The organism is Micromonospora sp. LZ34 (genome assembly GCF_052981855.1).
Window position 1 is genome coordinate 1 of the sequence record NZ_JBRIQN010000008.1, and the last position, 15,739, is coordinate 15,739.

At 72.6% G+C, this 15,739-nt stretch carries 14 protein-coding genes; 6 read left to right on the forward strand and 8 right to left on the reverse strand.

The genetic code is table 11. The features are described 5' to 3' along the window. Positions 1-283: 283 nt before the first annotated feature. The 3 genes from ACVCAH_RS11210 to ACVCAH_RS11220 form a co-directional block, all read right to left on the reverse strand. The gene (locus tag ACVCAH_RS11210; protein WP_447136016.1) at positions 284-1,204 is read right to left on the reverse strand and encodes an ATP-grasp domain-containing protein; all 921 of its coding nucleotides are present in this window, start codon (positions 1,202-1,204) and stop codon (positions 284-286) included. A gap of 2 nt (positions 1,205-1,206) precedes the next feature. Continuing rightward, complete coding sequence (locus ACVCAH_RS11215; protein WP_447136017.1) at positions 1,207-1,542, reverse strand: hypothetical protein; 336 nt, start codon at positions 1,540-1,542, stop codon at positions 1,207-1,209. Positions 1,543-1,874: 332 nt separating this feature from the next. Then, entirely contained in the window at positions 1,875-2,831 is a 957-nt protein-coding gene (locus ACVCAH_RS11220) for a heme o synthase (RefSeq protein WP_447136018.1), read from the reverse strand. Between the two features lie 275 nt (positions 2,832-3,106). Between ACVCAH_RS11220 and tkt the strand changes: the two genes are divergently transcribed. The 6 genes from tkt (at position 3,107) to pgl (ending at position 11,657) form a co-directional block, all read left to right on the forward strand. Continuing rightward, positions 3,107-5,245, forward strand: coding sequence for a transketolase (tkt, locus tag ACVCAH_RS11225; protein ID WP_447136019.1), 2,139 nt, complete (start codon positions 3,107-3,109; stop codon positions 5,243-5,245). 15 nt (positions 5,246-5,260) lie between these two features. Further along, positions 5,261-6,439, forward strand: a complete 1,179-nt coding sequence (gene tal / locus ACVCAH_RS11230) for a transaldolase (protein WP_447136020.1) — start codon at positions 5,261-5,263, stop codon at positions 6,437-6,439. Between the two features lie 76 nt (positions 6,440-6,515). After that, a complete protein-coding gene (locus tag ACVCAH_RS11235) occupies positions 6,516-8,165 on the forward strand; it encodes a glucose-6-phosphate isomerase (RefSeq protein WP_447136021.1) in 1,650 nt (549 codons plus the stop codon). Positions 8,166-8,167: 2 nt separating this feature from the next. Beyond that, positions 8,168-9,718, forward strand: coding sequence for a glucose-6-phosphate dehydrogenase (gene zwf / locus ACVCAH_RS11240; RefSeq protein ID WP_447136220.1), 1,551 nt, complete (start codon positions 8,168-8,170; stop codon positions 9,716-9,718). A 70-nt stretch (positions 9,719-9,788) separates the two neighbouring features. Then, a complete protein-coding gene (locus ACVCAH_RS11245) occupies positions 9,789-10,805 on the forward strand; it encodes a glucose-6-phosphate dehydrogenase assembly protein OpcA (protein WP_447136022.1) in 1,017 nt (338 codons plus the stop codon). Positions 10,806-10,886: 81 nt separating this feature from the next. Beyond that, on the forward strand, positions 10,887-11,657 hold the full coding sequence (gene pgl, locus ACVCAH_RS11250; RefSeq protein ID WP_447136023.1) for a 6-phosphogluconolactonase: 771 nt from the start codon (positions 10,887-10,889) through the stop codon (positions 11,655-11,657). 77 nt (positions 11,658-11,734) lie between these two features. Here pgl and ACVCAH_RS11255 read toward each other — a convergent pair whose 3' ends face one another. From ACVCAH_RS11255 to gap, 5 genes are all read right to left on the reverse strand, one after another. Continuing rightward, on the reverse strand, positions 11,735-12,079 hold the full coding sequence (locus tag ACVCAH_RS11255; RefSeq protein ID WP_447136024.1) for an RNA polymerase-binding protein RbpA: 345 nt from the start codon (positions 12,077-12,079) through the stop codon (positions 11,735-11,737). Positions 12,080-12,215: 136 nt separating this feature from the next. Then, complete coding sequence (secG, locus tag ACVCAH_RS11260) at positions 12,216-12,476, reverse strand: preprotein translocase subunit SecG (protein WP_447136025.1); 261 nt, start codon at positions 12,474-12,476, stop codon at positions 12,216-12,218. Between the two features lie 93 nt (positions 12,477-12,569). Continuing rightward, a complete protein-coding gene (gene tpiA, locus ACVCAH_RS11265) occupies positions 12,570-13,361 on the reverse strand; it encodes a triose-phosphate isomerase (protein WP_447136026.1) in 792 nt (263 codons plus the stop codon). Further along, entirely contained in the window at positions 13,361-14,560 is a 1,200-nt protein-coding gene (locus tag ACVCAH_RS11270; RefSeq protein ID WP_447136027.1) for a phosphoglycerate kinase, read from the reverse strand. The genes tpiA and ACVCAH_RS11270 overlap by 1 nt, the downstream gene beginning before the upstream one ends. Continuing rightward, positions 14,557-15,561, reverse strand: coding sequence for a type I glyceraldehyde-3-phosphate dehydrogenase (gene gap / locus ACVCAH_RS11275; protein ID WP_447136028.1), 1,005 nt, complete (start codon positions 15,559-15,561; stop codon positions 14,557-14,559). Before gap ends, ACVCAH_RS11270 begins: the two co-directional genes overlap by 4 nt. Positions 15,562-15,739 lie beyond the last annotated feature (178 nt).

Below are 15,739 nucleotides of genomic sequence, written 5' to 3' on the forward strand. Positions count from 1 at the left end.
ACCAGGCCACCGCCTGGTCACACCGCACCGCCCTACCCACTGCTGCTTGACACCTCAGCTCCTGGGGTGTCTGACCCGGGAGCCCCGACTTCCAAGCGAGATCCGCGCAACTTCAGGGAAGGAGTGGTCTCCCGCGCCACTGAGGCCACTACGTCCGGGATGTTGTGCGGATCTTGGCCGGAGCCCGGGGCGCAACCGGAAGTCGGCCCCGCGGTCCGTGGGCGGACCGGCGGGGCCGGTGGGTGGTGCTCGGTGCCGGGTGGGCCGGCGGGTCAGGGCCCGGTCAGGGCCGGCGGGTCAGGTGGGTGCGGATGGCGGCGGCCAGGCGCTCGGCGGCGCCGTCGGCGTGGCCGAGGAAGAGCGACGGCTCGGTCAGTTCCAGCTCGACCAGCACCGGGGCGCCGTCCGCGCCGGGGATCAGGTCGACCCGGGCGTAGAGCAGCCGCTCCGCGCCACCCGGCACCGCCGCGAGGGTCTTCTCCGCCACCGCCAACTGCTCCTCGGTGGCGGTCCGCGCGCTGATCTCCTCGGCCTTGTAGAGCCCCTCCACGCCCAGGTCCGGGCCGGTGAGCATCGGGCCCTTGCGGATCGCGTGGCTGAACGCCAGGCCGTCCGGGCCGGCCAGGAAGAGCAGTGCCGTCTCGCCGGCGGTGTCCACCGCGCGCAGGTACGGCTGGACCATGGTCACCCGTCCCGCCGCGGAGAGCCGCCGGACGTGCGCCACGGCCAGTTCCCGGTGCTGCGGATCGGCCAGGTCGTACCGGCCGGTGTCCTGGCTGCCGGCGCTGACCGCCGGCTTGACCACGTACTCGCCGGAGTCGGCGGGCGGCTGCCAGCCCTCCCCCGGCGCGACCCAGGAGGTGGGCACGGTCGGCACCCCGGCCGCGGAGAGTTCGGCCAGGTAGCGCTTGTCGGTGTTCCAGCGGACCACGTCGGCCGGGTTGGCCAGGGCGGGCACCGTGGCGGCCCAGGCGACGAACTCGTCGCGGCGCAGCGCGTAGTCCCACGGGGACCGCAGCACGGCCAGGTCGTAGCCGGCCCAGTCGACGGCCGGGTCGTCCCAGACCACCGGCTCGGCGGCCACGCCGTGCCGCGCCAGCGGGGCGAGCACCAGCCGGTCGTCCGGGTCGAGGTCGGGCAGGTCGGTGCAGGTGACGAGAGCGACCCGGGGTTCCCCCCGGGTCGACTGGTGGTGGTCGGTCAAGGTCAGCGAGCCATCGTGCGTCGGGCCATCGACCGCCAGAGGTCGTTGCTCGGACGCATCTGGTCCATCAGCTCACGCTCCCAGGCGTTCTCGATTGTGACCCCCGCCTTGGCGCAGGCCTGCCGCGCGACGACGGTGTCGTCGGCGAACTGGTCGCCCCACGCCCCGTCCGCGCCCACCAGGACGATGCGTGCGCCCCGCTTGCCGACGTACTCGATGACCGCCTTCGCCCCGCCGTGTCCGGCGGCGAACGACTTGATCCCCGCGACCAGGCCGTTGGGGGCCTGCTCGGAGGCGGTCTGCTCGGCCGTCAGCGTCGTATCGGAACCATCTGCCATGACGCGAAGCCTAAGCAGACTTCCACCCGGGTGGGCGAGAACCGTGAAGCTTTTGTGATGCCAATTACCTCGAGGTTTAAGGAGAACCAAAGGCGGTTTGACCGGTTATATCCGGACTTCGCCTTGCATAGTGGCCCGGCAAACCACCCCGACTCGACTCAGGTTGAGCCGGTCAGACTCATGCCGAAAGTTTCTCCGTTGTGACACTAAACTCGGACAACTCATCCATGATGATGATTTGTCGAACCACCGCGCCGGCTCGCGACAAGGAGCCGCCAAGGGACGGGCCGGCCGGAAAGCCCCGACGTCGACGTCGCCGGGCCGGCCGCGGGTCAGATCAGCGCGTCCAGCGCGACGGCCGCGAACAGGATGGTCAGGTAGGTCGTCGACCAGTGGAACAGCCGCATCGGCTTGACCGCTTGGCCCCGAGCCACCCGGCGGGCGAGCTTGTGCGCCTCGACCAGGAAGATGGTGCCGACGACCAGGGTGGGCACCCCGTAGATCAGGCTCATCCCCAGCGGCCAGACCGCCAGCGACGACGCCACGGTGAGCCAGGCGAAGATGATGATCTCGGCGTTCACCCGGCGGGCGGAGGCCACCACCGGCAGCATCGGGATGCCGGCCCGGGCGTAGTCGTCCTTGTACTTCATCGCCAGCGGGTAGAAGTGCGGCATCTGCCAGAAGAAGACCACCGCGAAGAGCGCCCACGCCGCCGGCGCCAGCGACCCGGTCACCGCCGCCCAGCCGATCAGCACCGGCGCCGCCCCGCAGGCGCCGCCCCAGAACGTGTTCGCCGTCGTGGTGCGCTTGAGCCAGAGGGTGTAGACGAGGTCGTAGTAGACGATCGCGGCCAGGGTGAGCCCGGCGGCCAGCAGGTTGGTGAACACGGCCATCAGCGCGACCGAGACCACGGCCAGCACCAATCCGAAGATCAGCGCGTTGCGCGGGGTCACCGTGTGCGCCGGCAGCGGGCGGCGCTTGGTGCGCCGCATCAGCTGGTCGATGTCCCGGTCGATGTAGCAGTTGATGACGCTGGCCGCGCCGGCCGCGAGCGAGCCGCCGGCCAGCACCACGGCGACCAGCCAGAGCGACGGCATGCCACCGTCCGCGAGCATCATCGCCGGCACCGTGGTGACCAGCAGCAACTCGACGATCCGGGGCTTGGTGAGCGAGACGTACGCCGCCAGCACCGCCCGGACGTCCCGCCGCGCGGCGACCGCCTCCTGCGCCCCCGCGCGCACCGGCTGCCCGGCAGGGGTGCTGACGGGGCGGTCGGTGATCATGCTCACGGATTGCCACCTTCCGGCGTCGGCAGGGGGGTCGGGTCGGCCGGGCCCGGGTCGGGTCCACACACCGCCCCACACACTACGCGCTGTCGTTTTGGCTGCCCGGCCGACCCGGCAACGGTGCGGGGCGTCACACCGCGACGGCGGAGCCGGGATCGAACGCCGATCCTCCCGGACCCGTACAGACCAGCATGCAGAGATCCCCGGGCGGACGTTTAGGACCGCTCGATAGGGTCACCAGTGAGGGTTCCGCCCATCTGCCGAGGAGCACAACCATCGTGGCTGCCAACCGACCCGAGCACCCCGCACTGAACTGGTCCGACCTCGACCGCCGGGCCGTCGACACCGTCCGCGTGCTGGCCATGGACGCCGTGGAGAAATCCGGCAACGGTCACCCGGGCACCGCGATGAGCCTCGCGCCCGCGGCCTACCTGCTCTTCAACCGGGTCATGCGACACAACCCCGCCGACCCGAACTGGCCCGGCCGGGACCGGTTCGTGCTCTCCGCCGGCCACTCCAGCCTCACCCTCTACATCCAGCTCTTCCTCTCCGGCTACCCGCTGGCCCTCGAGGACCTGAAGTCGCTGCGGCAGTGGGGCTCGCTCACCCCGGGTCACCCGGAGCACGGGCACACCCCCGGCGTGGAGACCACCACCGGGCCGCTCGGGCAGGGCCTCGGCAACGCGGTCGGCATGGCCATGGCGGCCCGCCGCGAGCGCGGCCTGTTCGACCCGGAGGCCGAGCCGGGCGCCTCCGTCTTCGACCACGACATCTGGTGCATCGCCTCGGACGGTGACATCGAGGAGGGCATCAGCCACGAGGCCAGCGCGCTCGCCGGGCACCAGCAGCTGGGCAACCTCTGCGTGATCTACGACGACAACGAGATCTCGATCGAGGACGACACCCGGATCGCCAAGAGCGAGGACGTGGCGGCCCGCTACGAGGCGTACGGCTGGCACGTGCAGACGGTCGACTGGCGCCGCGGCGACGCCGACCAGGGCGACTACCACGAGGACGTGGAGGCGCTGCACCGGGCGCTGCTGGCGGCGAAGGCGGAGACCGGCCGTCCCTCCTTCATCGCGCTGCGCACCATCATCGGCTGGCCCGCGCCGAACAAGCAGAACACCGGCAAGATCCACGGTTCCGCGCTCGGCGCCGACGAGGTGGCCGCCACCAAGCAGATCCTCGCCTTCGACCCGCAGCGGACCTTCGAGGTCGACGAGGAGGTGCTCGCGCACGCCCGGCAGGTGATGGAGCGCGGCGCGGAGGCCCAGCGCGCGTGGACCGGGGCGTTCGACACCTGGGCGCAGGCCAACCCGGAGCGCCGGGCGCTCTGGGAGCGGATGGCCACCCGGACGCTGCCGCAGGGCTGGGCCGACGCGCTGCCGGAGTTCCCGGCCGACGCCAAGGGCATCGCCACCCGGGCCGCCTCCGGCAAGGTGCTGGAGGCGCTCGCGCCGGTGCTGCCCGAGCTGTGGGGCGGCTCGGCCGACCTGGCCGAGAGCAACAACACCACGATGAAGGGTGAGCCGTCCTTCATCCCGGCCACCCACGCCACCAAGGACTTCCCCGGCCACGAGTACGGCCGCACGCTGCACTTCGGCATCCGCGAGCACGCCATGGGCGCGATCCTCAACGGCATCGCGCTGCACGGCGGGACCCGCCCGTACGGCGGCACCTTCCTGGTGTTCAGCGACTACATGCGGCCGTCCGTGCGACTCGCCGCGCTGATGAAGCTGCCGGTGACCTACGTCTGGACGCACGACTCGATCGGCCTCGGCGAGGACGGCCCCACCCACCAGCCGGTGGAGCACCTGACCGCGCTGCGGGCCATCCCCGGCCTGGACGTGGTCCGCCCGGCCGACGCCAACGAGACGGCGTGGGCCTGGCGGCAGGCGCTGGAGCACACCGACCGGCCGACCGCGCTGGCGCTCAGCCGGCAGCCGCTGCCGACCTTCGACCGGTCGACGCTGGCCGGCGCGGAGGGCGTGGCGAAGGGCGGCTACGTGCTGGCCGAGGCGTCCACCGGCAAGCCCCAGGTGATCATCGTCGGCACCGGCTCCGAGGTGCAGCTCTGCCTGACCGCGCGGGAGCGGCTGGAGGCCGACGGCACCCCCACCCGGGTGGTGTCCATGCCCTGCCAGGAGTGGTTCCACGAGCAGGACGAGGCGTACCGGGAGTCGGTGCTGCCGCGCGGGGTAAAGGCACGGGTGAGCGTGGAGGCGGGCATCGACATGTCCTGGCGCGCGATCGTCGGCGACTGCGGCGAGACCGTCAGCCTGGAGCACTACGGCGCGAGCGCCCCGCACTCCGTGCTCTTCGAGCAGTTCGGGTTCACCCCCGACCGGATCGTGGCCGCCGCGCACGCGGCCCTGACCCGGGTGGGCGACATCACCGGTAACACGACCGGCAACTGAGGGAGCGTGGACGGCATGACGGACAGGCTGGGAGAGCTCAGCGCCGCGGGTGTGGCGGTCTGGCTCGACGATCTTTCGAGGACCCGCTTGAGCTCCGGCGGGTTGGACGGGCTGCGCCGGGAGAAGCACCTGGTCGGGGTGACCTCCAACCCGACCATCTTCGCGAAGGCCCTAAGTGACGCGGACGAGTACAACTGGCAGCTGAAGGACCTCGCCATCCGTGGGGTGGACGTCGAGGAGGCCGTCCGCCTGCTCACCACGTACGACGTGCGGTGGGCCTGTGACGTGATGCGGCCGGCGTACGACGCGAGCGCCGGCGTGGACGGCCGGGTCTCCATCGAGGTGGACCCCCGGCTGGCCCACGAGACGGAGAAGACCGTCGCCGAGGCCGGGGCGCTGTGGTGGCTGGTCGACCGGCCCAACCTCTTCATCAAGATCCCCGCCACCGAGGCGGGCCTGCCGGCGATCACCGCGACCCTCGCCCAGGGGATCAGCGTCAACGTGACGCTGATCTTCGGGCTGGACCGCTACTCGCAGGTGATGGAGGCGTTCCTCGCCGGCCTGGAGCAGGCCAGGGCGAACGGGCACGACCTGTCCAAGATCGGCTCGGTCGCCTCGTTCTTCGTCTCCCGGGTCGACACCGAGGTGGACAAGCGACTGGAGAAGATCGGCTCCGACCAGGCCAAGGCGCTCCGCGGCAAGGCCGCGATCGCCAACGCCAAGCTGGCGTACGAGCGCTACGGCGAGGTCTTCTCCTCCGACCGCTGGCAGGCCCTGGCCGACGCCGGGGCGCACCCGCAGCGGCCGCTGTGGGCCTCCACCTCGACCAAGAACCCGGACTACCGGGACGTGATCTACGTCGAGGAGCTGATCGCCCCCGGCACGGTCAACACCATGCCGGAGCCGGTCATCAACGCCTACGCCGACCACGGCGAGACCCGCGGGGACACCATCACCGGCTCGTACGACGAGGCTCGGCAGGTCTTCACCGACCTGGCGGCGGTGGGCGTCGACATGACCGACGTGATCGCCGTGCTGGAGCGCGAGGGCGTGGAGAAGTTCGAGGCCAGCTGGCTGGAGCTGATCGACGGCGTACGCAAGTCGTTGGCGGCCGCCGGGCAGGGCACCAGCCACCCCGGCCAGGCCGCCAAGGGCAACGCCCAGGCCGCGCAGCAGGCGGGAGGTAACGCGTGAGCGAGCGTCAGCGAGCGAACCATCAGCTCAGTGCGGCGGAGCGTCACGGCGCCGCCGAGCGAAGCGAGGCGGCGGCATGAGCGACCTGTTGGCGGGGCCGGTCGAGGCGGCCGCCGGGATGGCGGTGCACGGGGCGGACGCGGTCGACCGGTCGGCCCCCGCCTCCACCCGGCAGGCGCTGGTGGCCAACGGCGTACCGGGCCGGCTGGCCGGGAAGGACGCCACGCTGTGGGGCCCGGACGCCGAGGCCGAGGCGAAGATCCGCCTCGGCTGGGTGGACACCCACCGCCGCAGCCGCGAGCTGCTCCCCCAGCTCGCCGAGCTGAAGGCGGAGCTGGCCGACCTGGACCACGTGGTGCTCGCCGGGATGGGCGGCTCCTCGCTGGCTCCCGAGGTCATCGCGCGGACCCTCGGCAAGCAGCTGACCGTGCTCGACACCACCGACCCGGGGCAGGTGCGGGCCGCGCTGGCCGACCGGCTGGAGCGGACCGTGGTGGTGGTGGCCAGCAAGTCCGGGTCGACCGTGGAGACCGACAGCCACCGCCGCGCGTACTGGCAGGCGTTCCTCGACGCCGGGATGACCGAGGCGGAGGCCGGCCGGCACTTCGTCATCGTCACCGACCCGGGCTCGCCGCTGGAGCAGACCGCCGTCGAGATGGGCGCGATGACCGTGCTGGCCGACCCGAACGTGGGCGGCCGCTACTCGGCGCTGACCGCCTTCGGGCTGGTCCCGTCCGCGCTGGCCGGGGTCGAGGTGGCCGAGCTGCTGGACGAGGCGGAGGCGCTCTCCGACGCGCTCGGCCGGGAGCGGGACAATCCGGGCCTGGCGCTCGGCGCCGCCCTCGGGGCGGCGGCCACCACGGGCCGGGACAAGATCGCGCTGGTCGCCGACGGCACCGGCATCGACGGGCTGGGCGACTGGGCCGAGCAGCTGATCGCCGAGTCCACCGGCAAGGCCGGGGTCGGCATCCTGCCGGTCGTGGTCGAGTCGCCGGACAGCCCGGGCGCCACCGGGCCGGACGTGCTCACCGTGACCTACGGCGGCGCGCTGGGCGCCGGTGACGTGCCCGGCGGCGGCGCCGCCCCGGACGTGGCGGTCAACGGCCCGCTCGGCGCCCAGTTCCTGACCTGGGAGTACGCCACCGCGGTCGCCGGCGTGGTGCTCGGCATCGACCCGTTCAACCAGCCGAACGTCACCGAGAGCAAGGAGAACACCAACAAGATCCTGGCCTCCGGACCGCCGGCGGAGACGCCGTCGTTCACCGAGGGCGCGATCGAGGTGTACGCCCCGGCGGGCGCCCCGGGCGACCTGGCCGGCGCGCTGCGCTGGCTGGTCGACGGGCTGGGTGACGACGGCTACCTGGCGGTGATGGCGTACCTCGACCGGTTCGCCGACGCCGACGCGGCCCGGCTGCGGCCGCTGCTCGCCGGCGCCGCCGGACGCCCGGTCACCTTCGGCTGGGGTCCCCGGTTCCTGCACTCCACCGGCCAGTACCACAAGGGCGGCCCGCAGGTCGGCCGCTACCTCCAGCTCACCGGCGCGGTCACCGACGACCTGCCGGTGCCGGGCAAGCCGTACACCTTCGGCGAGCTGCAGGCGGCGCAGGCCACCGGCGACCGGCAGGCGCTGGCCGGCCGGGACCGCCCGGTGCTGCGGCTGCACCTGACCGACCGGTCGGCGGGGCTGGCCCAGCTGCTCGATGCGGTCGGGGCGCTGCGGGCGTGACGATGAACGACGTGGACCGAGCGGAGCGAGGAGGCGGCGTGAACCCGCTGCGCGACCCGCAGGACCGGCGGCTGCCGAGGATCCCGGAGCCGTGCGCTCTGGTGATCTTCGGCGTCACCGGCGACCTGGCGCGGAAGAAGCTGCTCCCGGCGGTGTACGACCTCGCCAACCGAGGCCTGCTGCCGCCGGGGTTCGTGGTCCTCGGGTTCGCCCGCCGGGACTGGGGCGACGGCGACTTCGAGACGCTGGCCTGCGAGGCGGCCCGCAAGCACGCCCGTACCCCGTGGCGGGAGGAGGTCTGGGCGCGGCTAGCCGGCAACATCAAGTTCGTCGGCGGCTCGTTCGACGACGACGCCGCCTTCGACCACCTCGCCGCCACCCTGGACGAGCTGCGTCAGACGCACGGCATCCCCGGCAACGCGGCCTTCTACTTCTCCATCCCCCCGGCCGCCTTCCCGGTGGTGCTCAAGCAGCTGGCCCGCACCGGGCTGGCCGACAACGCCAAGTCCGGCGGCTGGCGCCGGGTGGTGGTGGAGAAGCCGTTCGGCCACGACCTGCCCTCGGCGAAGGCGCTCAACGACCTGGTGGACGACGTCTTCACCCGGGAGGACGTCTTCCGGATCGACCACTACCTGGGCAAGGAGACGGTCCAGAACATCCTCGCCCTGCGCTTCGCCAACAACCTGTTCGAGCCGCTGTGGAACTCCAAGTACGTCGACTCGGTGCAGATCACCATGGCCGAGGACGTCGGCATCGGCACCCGGGCGGGCTTCTACGACAGCGCCGGCGCCGCCCGCGACGTGTTGCAGAACCACCTGCTCCAGCTGCTCGCGCTGGTGGCGATGGAGGAGCCGACCAGCTTCGACGCCGACGAGATCCGGACCGAGAAGCTGAAGGTGCTCAAGGCCATCACCCTGCCCCGGGACGTCTCCCGTGACACCGTGCGCGGCCAGTACCTGCCGGGCTGGGTGGGCGGCCAGCGCGCGGTGAGCTACCTCGACGAGGACGGGGTCCCACCGAACTCCACCACCGAGACCTACGTGGCCGTGCGGCTGGGCATCCAGAACCGGCGCTGGGCCGAGGTGCCGTTCTACATCCGGGCCGGCAAGCGGCTGCCGCGGCGGGTCACCGAGGTGGCCATCATGTTCAAGAAGGCGCCGCACCTGCCGTTCAACCCGGCCGACATGGAGTCGCTGGGCAACAACCAGCTGGTCATCCGGGTGCAGCCGGACGAGGGCGTGGTGCTGAAGTTCGGCTCCAAGGTGCCGGGCACCACGATGGAGGTCCGCGACATCGCGATGGACTTCCAGTACGGCGAGGCGTTCACCGAGTCCAGCCCGGAGGCGTACGAGCGGCTGGTGCTGGACGTGCTGATCGGCGACCGCACCCTCGTCCCGGACGCCGCCGAGGTCGAGCAGAGCTGGCAGGTGGTGGACCCGCTGGAGCAGGCCTGGGCGGGCACCAAGCCGGAGCCCTACCGCGCCGGCGAGTGGGGTCCCCGGACGGCCGACGAGATGCTGGCCCGCGAGGGCCGGGCCTGGCGGCGGGCATGAGCGAGCGGAGCGAGCGAATCATCAGGCTCAGCGCGGCGGACGCCGGGCGCGGGCGGACCAGGAGGCTCCAGTGATCGGCCTGTGGGACACCACCGGCAACGAGGTGGTCAAGGCGCTCGCCGCGGAGCGTCGCAGCGCCGGCGGGGTGGCCAGCGGGATGGCCCTCACGCTGATCGTGGTGGTGGACGAGAAGCGGGTCCGGGAGGCGGAGGCGGCGGCGACCATCGCCTCCGCCGCCCACCCGTGCCGGCTGATCGTGGTGGTCCGCTCGGACGTCGAGCGGGAACGCAACCGGCTGGACGCGGAGATCGTCGTCGGCGGGCGGCTCGGCCCGGGCGAGGCGGTGGTCACCCGGATGTACGGCCGGCTCGCGCTGCACGCCGAGTCGGTGGTGATGCCGCTGCTCGTGCCGGACGTGCCGGTGGTGACCTGGTGGCACGGTGAGCCGCCGGCCGAGATCGCCACCGACTTCCTCGGCGTGGTGGCCGACCGGCGGATCACCGACACCGCGCAGGCCGCCGACCCGATCGAGGCGCTGCGGCAGCGCGCCCTCGACTACGCCCCGGGCGACACCGACCTGGCCTGGACCCGGATCACCCCGTGGCGCACGCTGGTGGCCGGGGCGTTCGACACCACCCAGGCGCGGGTCACCGAGGCCACCGTGGTCGCGCCGGGCAGCGACCCGACGGCCGGGCTGATGATCGGTTGGCTGGGCAGCCGGCTGGGCATCAGCCCGCGCTGGCAGACCACCGACCAGTACCCCCGGATGCGCGAGGTGCAGCTGCGCTGCGCCAACGGCGACGAGCTGACGCTGACCCGGGAGGACAGCATGGCCACCTTCCGGCGGTCCGGGCAGGACGACCGGAACCTGCCGCTGGTCCGCCGGCCGCTCGGCGACGAGCTGGCCGAGGAGCTGCGCCGGCTCGACGCCGACCAGGTGTACGCGGAGGCGCTCGGCGCCGCCGCCGGGCTGACCGGCCTGGACCAGCGCCCGGCCCAGCGGGTGCACGTCTGGAAGGACCCGGCCACCGCGCAGCGGGCCGAGGCGGGCGTCACCGCGCACGCCGGCACGAGCGCCGAGCACTGAGCGCCCCGACGGCCGGCGTACGGCCCCCTCGGGCACCACGGACAGCGACCGCGCGGCGGTCGGGAAGCGAAGGCACGACGAATGAGTGAGGCGAGTGTCGCCGTCCACGCCGACGCCGAACTGCTGGCGCAGACGGTGGCGGCCCGGCTGGTGGTGCGGCTGCTCGACGCGCAGGCCGCGCGGGGTCAGGCGGCAATGGTGCTGACCGGCGGACGGATCGCCGCGGCGGTCTACCGGGCGGTGGCGGCGCTACCGGCCCGGGACGCGGTGGACTGGTCCCGGGTCGACGTCTGGTGGGGCGACGAGCGGTTCCTGCCGGCCGGCGACCCGGAGCGCAACGAGACCATGGCGCGGGCGGCGTTGCTGGACGCGGTGCCGCTGGACCCGGCCCGGATCCACCCGATGCCGGCGTCCGACGGCCCGGCCGGCGCCGATCCGGAGGAGGCGGCCGCCCGGTACGCCGCCGAACTGGCCACCGCGGCCCGGCCGGGCACGGCGCTGCTCCCCCACTTCGACGTGCTGCTGCTCGGCGTCGGCGAGGACGGGCACGTCGCCTCGGTCTTCCCCGAGCACCCGGTGCACTACGAGAGCCGGCCGGTGAGCGCCGTGCGGGGCAGCCCGAAGCCGCCGCCGGTGCGCACCACCCTCACCCTGCCGGCGATCAACACCGCCGAGGAGGTCTGGCTGGTGGCCAGCGGGGCGGACAAGGCCCACGCGGTGGGCATGGCGCTGGTCGGGGCGGGGCCGGTGCAGCTGCCGGCGGCCGGAGTGCAGGGCACCGGCCGTACCCTCTGGCTGCTGGACCGGGCCGCGGCGGCCGACGTGCCGGCCCGGCTGCGCAGCCTGCGCTGAGCCGGGCGGCGGCCCGAGCGGGCGCGCCGGCGGATCCGACCGGGTTCGCCGGCGGATCCGGGTGGGGCGGGTCGCGTTCAGCCGGCGCCGCGGCGGCGGCGCAGCGCGGCGAGCGCCTCGGCCAGGATGGCCTCGCCCTCGGCGTCGGTGCGCCGTTCCTTCACGTAGGCCAGGTGGGTCTTGTACGGCTCGGACCGTGCCCGGCCGGGCGGGTTCTGCGCGTCCTGCCCGGCGGGGAAGCCGCAGCGCGGGCAGTCCCAGACCGGGGGCGCCTCCGCCTCGGCGGCGATCCGGACCTCGGTGTGGTGCCCGTTGCGGCACCAGTAGGCGACCGGCCGGCAGGGCGCCGGCTCGTAGCGCTCGGCGGGGCGTTCGGGTGCGGACCCGATCCGGGAACCCCGGATGACGTGGCCGTTCGGCACGGCTGCTCGCTCCTGTCGTCGGAGGGGACCGCCGCTCAGGTGGCGGCGGGCGACGCGGTGCAGCGGGGGGTGAAACGGACTGCGCGCGGCCCGTCGGGGACGGACCGCGCGCAGATTGTACGACTCGACGGGCTGCTCAGGCGCCGGCGCTGAGTTGCAGCCGGAGCCAGAGGCCGAGCCCGACGATGCAGGCGAACCAGACGATGCCCACCAGAACGGTGTAGCGGTCCAGGTTCTTCTCGGCCACCGACGACCCCGCCAGGCTGGAGCTGACGCCGCCGCCGAACATGCTCGACAGCCCACCACCCTTACCTCGGTGCAGCAGGATCAGCAGGGTGAGCAGGATGCTCGTGATGATCAGCAACACGATCAACGTGTATGCGAACCAGATCGGCATGGCTGGGGTCAGTCCTCTCGTAGCGATCCTCGCCCGGCAGGTCGGGCACGCGGCACCGACCGGCGGACGGGCGGAGTCAAGGATAGCGAGCGATCAGCGGGCGATGTGCTCCGGGAACCGGCAGATCTGCGCGAATTCCTCGGCATCGAGGCTCGCCCCGCCGACCAGCGCGCCGTCCACGTCCGGCTGCCCCATGATCGCGGCGACGTTGGACGCCTTGACCGAGCCGCCGTAGAGGATCCGGACCTGGTCAGCGGTGGCCTGACCGAAGGTCTCGACCAGCCGGGTGCGGACCGCGCCGCACACCTCCTGGGCGTCCTCCGGGGTCGCCGTCTTGCCGGTGCCGATCGCCCACACCGGCTCGTACGCGATCACGACCTTGGTGACCTGGTCCGGGGTCAGCCCGTTCAGCGCGGCGTCGAGCTGGTCGCAGCAGTGCGGCACGTGCTCGCCCCGCTCGCGGACCTCCAGCCCCTCCCCCACGCAGAGGATCGGGGTCAGCCCGTGGGTCAGCGCGGCCTGCACCTTCGCGTTGACGATCGCGTCGTCCTCGTGATGGTAGGCCCGCCGCTCGGAGTGCCCGACCACCACGTACGTGCAGCCCAGCTTCGCCAGCATCGGGCCGGAGATGTCGCCGGTGTACGCACCGGACGGGTACGGCGAGAGGTCCTGCGCGCCGTAGCCGATCAGCAGCTTGTCGCCGTCCACGGCGGTCTGCACCGTCCGCAGGTCGGTGTACGGCGGCAGCACCACCGTCTCGACCTCGCCCAGCTGCTTCTCGTTGAGGCTGGCCGCCAGCTTCTGCACCAGCAGGTTCGCCTCGAGGTGGTTCAGGTTCATCTTCCAGTTGCCGGCCATCAGCGGCCGGCGGGTGGTGCTCGCCATCAGTTCTCCAGGGCCGCGATGCCGGGGAGGGTCTTGCCCTCGAGGTATTCCAGGGAGGCGCCGCCGCCGGTGGAGATGTGCCCGAAGGACGACTCGTCCAGGCCCAGCGCTCGCACCGCGGCCGCGGAGTCACCGCCACCGACCACGGTGAACGCGTCGGACTTGGCGATCGCCTCGGCGACCCCGCGGGTGCCGTTGGCGAAGGCCGGCATCTCGAACACGCCCATCGGGCCGTTCCAGAAGATCGTCTTCGCGCCCTTGAGCGCGGCGGTGAACCCGGCCACCGTCTCCGGGCCGATGTCCAGCCCGACCCGCTTGCTGGGGATGCCGTCGGCCGGCACGGTGTCGTGCGCGGCGTCCGGGGCGAACGCGTCCGCGGCCACCACGTCGACCGGGAGCAGGATCTTCCCGCCGGAGCGCTCCATCAGGTTGCGGCAGGTCTCGACCATCTCCTCCTCGAGCAGCGAGCTGCCCACCTCGTGGCCCCGGGCCTTGAGGAAGGTGAAGCACATGCCGCCGCCGATGAGCAGCCGGTCGACCGTGGGCAGCAGCGCCTCGATCACGGCCAGCTTGTCCGAGACCTTGGAGCCGCCGAGCACCACCACGTACGGGCGGGCCGGGTCGCCGGTGAGCGTGGAGAGCACCTCCACCTCGCGCAGCACCAGCCGGCCGGCGACGTGCGGCAGCCGGGCCGGCACGTCGTGGACGCTGGCGTGCTTGCGGTGCACCGCGCCGAACGCGTCGTCGACGTAGGCGTCGCCGAACGCGGCGAGCTGGTCGGCGAAGGCGCCCCGCTCGGCGTCGTCCTTGCTGGTCTCGCCCGCGTTGAAGCGCAGGTTCTCCAGCAGCGCCACCTCGCCGTCGGCGAGCGCGTCCACGGTGGACCGGGCGGAGTCGCCGACGGTGTCGGTGGCGAAGTGCACCCGGGCGCCGAGCAGCTCACCGAGCCGCCCGGCCACCGGCCGGAGGCTGAACTGCGGGTCGGGCGAGCCCTTGGGGCGGCCCAGGTGCGAGCAGACGACCACCTTCGCGCCGGCCCCGGTCAGCGCGCTCAGGGTGGGTAGCACGGCCCGGATCCGGCCGTCGTCCGTGATGTCGCCGGTCTGCTTGTCGAGCGGGACGTTCAGGTCGGCGCGCACCAGCACGCGCCGACCCGACACCCCCTCGGCGAGCAGGTCGTCGAGGGTCCGGATGCTCACAGCGACTGACCCACCAGCTTGACCAGGTCCACCAGGCGGTTCGAGTAGCCCCACTCGTTGTCGTACCAGCCGACGACCTTGACCTGGTTGCCGACCACCTTGGTCAGCGGCGCGTCGAAGATGCACGACGCCGGGTCGGTCACGATGTCGGTGGAGACGATCGGGTCCTCGTTGTAGACCAGGATGCCCTTGAGCGGCCCGTCGGCGGCCGCCTTCATCGCGGCGTTGACCTCGTCGACCGTAGTCTCCCGGTTGAGGGTCACGGTCAGGTCGGTGGTCGACCCGGTGGGGATCGGCACCCGCAGCGCGTAGCCGTCCAGCTTGCCCTTGAGCTCCGGCAGCACCAGCCCGATCGCCTTCGCCGCGCCGGTCGAGGTCGGCACGATGTTCAGCGCGGCGGCCCGGGCCCGACGCAGGTCCTTGTGCGGCGCGTCCTGCAGGTTCTGGTCCTGCGTGTACGCGTGGATGGTGGTCATCAGGCCGTGCTGGATACCGAACGTGTCATGCAAGACCTTCGCCATCGGGGCGAGGCAGTTGGTGGTGCAGGAGGCGTTGGAGATGATGGTGTGCTTGGCCGGGTCGTACTGGTCCTGGTTGACGCCCATCACCACCGTGACGTCCTCGTTCTTCGCCGGCGCGGAGATGATGACCTTCTTGGCCCCGCCGTCGATGTGCGCCTTGGCCTTGGTGGCGTCGGTGAAGAAGCCGGTGGACTCGATGACCACGTCCGCGCCGACCTCGCCCCACGGCAGCTTCGCCGGGTCCTTCTCGGCGTACGCCTTGATGGTCTTGCCGCCCACGGTGATCTCGTCGGCGGTCGCCTTGACCTCGTGCGGGAGGCGGCCCAGGATGCTGTCGTACTTGACAAGGTGGGCGAGCGTCGCGTTGTCGGTCAGGTCGTTGACCGCCACGACCTCGACGTCAGCGCCGGACGCCAGCACTGCCCGGAAGAAGTTGCGGCCGATCCGGCCGAAGCCGTTGATGCCAACCCGGATGGTCACAGGTCCCATCTCCTCGCGTTCTGTCCGCCGGCGTGGGATCACAGCCGGCGAAGTGGTGTGCGCCGACCGTTGGAGCCGGCCGTTGACGGTTCATCTCGGCCACCCCGCCGCGGTCGTGGAGACCTGACCGCCCGAGGCGGTGAGAACGGCGAGGAGAACCGGTGCCGGCCCCCTTGCC